Raw genomic sequence first — 4,424 nt, 5'->3', positions numbered from 1 at the left:
TCCCTTCAACCCGCAAGCCTCAACATACCCGACCTTCGGCTCATCCCCGGGAGTGATGCACCGCGCCTGCCTCCAACCAAAAACCGAAATCCTGACGCCCGATCAACAACGCGATGAATTATACGGGCTAGTAGGTGAACTGCGCATTGCCTCACCTGATTTGCTCCTCATGACCATGCCGTTGCCTCATCTCAACAGGAATCTCAGATTACCCTTCTGCGACCGGGCTAGCCCTGCCAGCCGAGCGCCCTGCTTGCGCCTTGCGCTGCCTCGATAATTTTTGCCATCTTGGCCTCGCTGAAAACCGCTTTATGTTGAGAGCGGGCTAGGACACTTACCGTCGCAACCAAGCGATTTTGCGAGTCTAGGATCGGCGCTGACACGGCTGATAGTCCCGGCACGAAAGTTCCGAAAGTACGCGCGAAACCAAGTTGCCTCGCCTCGTCAATCAGGGCCTCAAGCCTGAGGTCATCAACAATAATGCCTTCCGCCCGTTCCAGTTTGACCCGTTCCCAAGTCTGTGCTCGGGGACAATACGCCAAGAAGAGGATGCCGGTCGATGACGTCTGCAACGGAAGGACTGACCCCGTGTGCAGCGATGTAGACAGCGGCATTCCTCCATCGACCCACCGAATGACCGTCGGACCGTAGTCGCCCCAAACGCAGAGCAAGCCCGTGGCCTTCAATTCTGCCAGCACATTCTCCAAATGCATGTTAGCTATCCGTACGGTGTCCAGTCGGGCCATCGCCGCCAAGCCCAGACGTACTGCGAAGCTCCCTAGCGAATATCGTCCGCTCTTTTGGTCCTGCTCGACCACTTCGGTATTGACAAAAGACAGCAAATAACGATGAGCTTGGCTACGAGATAGGCCGGAATTCTCAGCGACTTCTCGGAGATACGCCCCCTCCCCCTTCTTCATCAAAGCCAGGAGGACTCTTACTCCAATTTCAACCGATTGAATCGACTTTCTCGGACTATCATTGTCTTCGAATTTATCTTCAGTCGAATCTATTACTTTTTTTTGGTGGTCCATGATAATCCGATTTGAGTTATGTAGCGATCTGAACATCATCTGACATGGCTCCAGCATACCCAAGCTGGAATTACAGCAGGGCCGTATTATTGCGCATGATCGCGGGTGAAGCAACACGCATACTCATCCGCTCGGTCCCCGCTTGGTCAACGAGTTGAAAGACCAGTCTTATGAGACCTGTGCGCGGGTGGGTGTAGAAGACCGAAAAGCCATCGGTTTTGGTCTTTAGTGCGGGTTGCGCCGCTTCGCGACCATTCAGGCGACAGGCTGTAGTTTCCATTATGAGTTTGTCGCAACGGATGTTATCTGAATTGCGCTAAGCGAGTACAGATAGCGAAACATGTGCTTGCATCAAGTGGCCCCGCTCGTCCGTGCCAGGTTGAGCGGTCGCCGTTTAGCTGGCATCGCGGCCGCGCGATCCCATAGGAAGTCGCCTGAGAAGGCGATATGCCCCCAGCCAACGGGCGAGGTGTGCGCCAACAGTTCGTCCGACACGTCTTCGCCGATCGTGCGAAGAGGCGCGACCGCATCCGCGATGTAGGTCGAGTTCCAATAGACAATCGCGGCAATGATGAGATTAAGGCCCGAGGCGCGGAATTGCTGGGCCTCGTGGGAGCGATCGGCGATGCGGCCCTGTTTGAAAGTGCAGATTGCCTGCGTGAGGAAGTGGCGCTGTTCGGACTTGTTGAGGCCGGCCTGACAGCGTCGGCGCAATGCGGGGCTTTCCAGCCAATCGAGCATGAAGATCGTGCGCTCGACGCGGCCGATCTCACGGAGTGCGAGGTCGAGCTGGTTCTGGCGCTCATAGGCGGCGAGTTTGCGCAGCATTGCCAAGGGCAGGACGGCACCCGCTTTCATCGAGGCGACGAGACGGACGATTTCGTCCCAATGCTGGCGGATGACATCGACCTTCACCCGGTTACCCATTAGTGGTTTCAGCAAGGGATACTGTCCAGGGGCATCGACGCACGCCATCCGGCGATCGGGAAAGTCACGCAGGCGCGGGCAGAAGCGGAATCCGAGCATCCGACACAGTGCGAAAACGTGATCGGTCGCGCCACCGGTGTCGGTGTAATGCGTGTCGATCCCCAGCCCGGTGCTATGGTGAAGCAGGCCGTCGAGTACATAGGGTGCCTCGTGTGTTGCGGCCGAGATGACAGTGACATGATAGGGGCCGTGCTGATCGGAGACGTGCGTGTAAAAGGAAAAGCCCGGATCGACGCCGTATTTGGCGTTGAAGTCCCCGGCGCCGCTGCCGCGCTTACCCGAGCGGAAGAACTGGCCGTCCGATGAGGACGTCGTGCCCTGACCCCATACCGCCGCGATCGGCAGCGCGTGATGGGCATCGATGATCCGTGCCAGCGCGGCTTTGTAGTTGTCGGGTGCGATATAGGCCGATCTTGTCCAGACGAGTTGGTCAGGAGTAACACCCTGGCTCGCCTGTGCCATGCGTGCGAGACCAAGGTTGGAGCCATCAGCCAGGATCGCGGCGAGCAAGGCGTTTTCGTTGTCATGCTGTTCCCGGGTCCGAAGATTGAGGAACGTCTGCGTAAAACCGGTCGCGCGTGCAACCTCGTGGAGCAGTTCGGTGATGCGCACGCGTGGCATCAGGCTGTCGATGCGCGCGGCGAGCGCTTTGGCGGCAGCGGACTCGTCGGCACGCACTGGAGTGATGGACAGCTTGCCGTCCTTGAACGTGACGCCCTCGACCTGGCCGCGGGCGAGGCGATGGGAGAAGCGTTTCAGCCGCCGGTCGAGTTCGCGACCCCGATCCATTCGTTGGCGGTCGCAGGCAGCTTCAGGTCGGTGGCGATCGGCGCAGCCTCGGCGGTGGAAAGCATGTAGCTGTCGAACTTGCGATAATTGGACGAGCGCTCGACCCACACGTCGCCCGAGCGCCATTTGTTGCGCAGGTGCGCCATGAGGCCGGTTTCTCAGAGCCGGCGATCAGGCTTGTCGCCGCCCTCCTTGACCAGCGTCCGCCAGTCCTTGCGGAACGGCATCGGCGCGGCCGGGGGTACATCGCGGCGTCCCGAGCGGTTCATTTCGCGCAGCGTGTTCACGGCCGCGATCGTCGACGCGCTGCCGCGTCCAGCCTTGAAATCGATGGCTTCGAGAAGCAGCGGCGTGAATTTGCGCAGCCGGCTCCACTGGTCCGCCGCCCGCAGCAAGGGGTTCTCGCCCGCAAGACTGGCGATGGTGCGGGCTTCGCCGCGTGCGCGGAGCAGCTTGTCCCAGCCCACTGCTGCATCGACCGCGACGAAGCCATCAATCCCGCTTTCCTGTGCTTCCTCCAGCGCAACGACCGTGCGATCGAACAGCCGCATGATGCGCCCGACATCGCGCGTGGTTGCCGCGTAGCTTTTCTTTTGCTTGTTGTTGCCGCGCGTAAAGCTGCCGCCGATAATGCGATCGGCCATGTCGAGCGCGGCGTCGATCAGTTTTGCCTCCTGGTCGAGGATCATCGCCGCAAGCGTAGCGCGCCGACGCGACGGTGTATAGCGACTGATAAGCTGCGCAGAGGAGGCACGACCCTCGCGGACGAGCTGGCGAAGCCGATCGGGATGGATCGCGTCGCCGATCGCGACGGGCAGCCCGATGTCGCGCACGCGCGCCAGTCGGTCAAGCAACCCGCGCACATTGTCCGGCGTCGGGGCGGTGGTAATCTCGCGCAGCCAGGCGAGCGGCGTCAGCCCGGTCTGCGGATCGACGACCAGCACAGCATCGAGCTTGGCCAGGCTGTCGGCGGATACACCAACGAGCAGGGCGTCGTAGGCGCGGAGTCGCGCGCGGGCGCGACCGGCGATTCCGGCACGCTCGATCACCGACGGCGATGGCAGCGTGATACACGACGCCCGAAGCGCTTCGGTGATACCGATCACAATGGGCACCCCGCGATCGGTCGACCATGCTGCTTTGGCCCCGGCCTCGATCAGCAAAGGCAGGTCGGCATTGGTCGGCTGTCGCAATCCGAGCGCCGCCTCGGCGTCGCGTGCGTGAACAGACGCGGTGGCGGGGCGTGCAGCGTAGCGGTCGAACGCCGAAGCGAAGACGCCAATCTGTTCACCCATAAAGGCGACAAGGTGTTCGGGCGCGCCCTCCTCGAGCGTGAAGCCGAACCCTGGATGGCGAAGCAGCGCAAACTGCACCGCGAAGCCGAGCCGGTTTGTGTCGCCACGCTTGGCCACGACGGAAACGAGGTCGCGCGGCGACAACATATAGTGCCGCGCGAGATCCTCGCGGGTCTCGGGCACGCCGAACAGTGCGTATTTCGTAAAAACGGGACATTCGTTTCGCTAAATCGCGGACAGCGGTTTCGCTAATTCCGGGACAGCTGGAGGTGTGTTTTCCGTTTGCCTTGTTGAAGTCGGGTTGGCTGATCGCGCGGCT

Annotated in this window: 1 protein-coding gene and 1 pseudogene; both read right to left on the bottom strand. The window is 60.9% G+C overall.

Going from position 1 to position 4,424, the window contains the following annotated elements; all coding sequences use genetic code 11:
- Positions 1-227 precede the first annotated feature (227 nt).
- Complete coding sequence (locus SxD43FB_RS23050; RefSeq protein WP_255245880.1) at positions 228-1,073, bottom strand: IclR family transcriptional regulator; 846 nt, start codon at positions 1,071-1,073, stop codon at positions 228-230.
- A gap of 312 nt (positions 1,074-1,385) precedes the next feature.
- Positions 1,386-4,297, bottom strand: a pseudogene (locus tag SxD43FB_RS23045) (Tn3 family transposase).
- Between the last annotated feature and the right edge of the window lie 127 nt (positions 4,298-4,424).

This window comes from Sphingobium sp. D43FB (assembly GCF_002312805.1).
Classification (GTDB): Bacteria; Pseudomonadota; Alphaproteobacteria; order Sphingomonadales; family Sphingomonadaceae; genus Sphingobium.
This window is presented reverse-complemented; position numbering and strand designations above follow the sequence as displayed.

What these genes read in the sequence shown, in the direction of transcription:
- SxD43FB_RS23050 (WP_255245880.1), bottom strand. Translation starts at nt 1,073, where the DNA reads ATGATGTTCAGATCGCTACATAACTCAAATCGGATTATCATGGACCAC.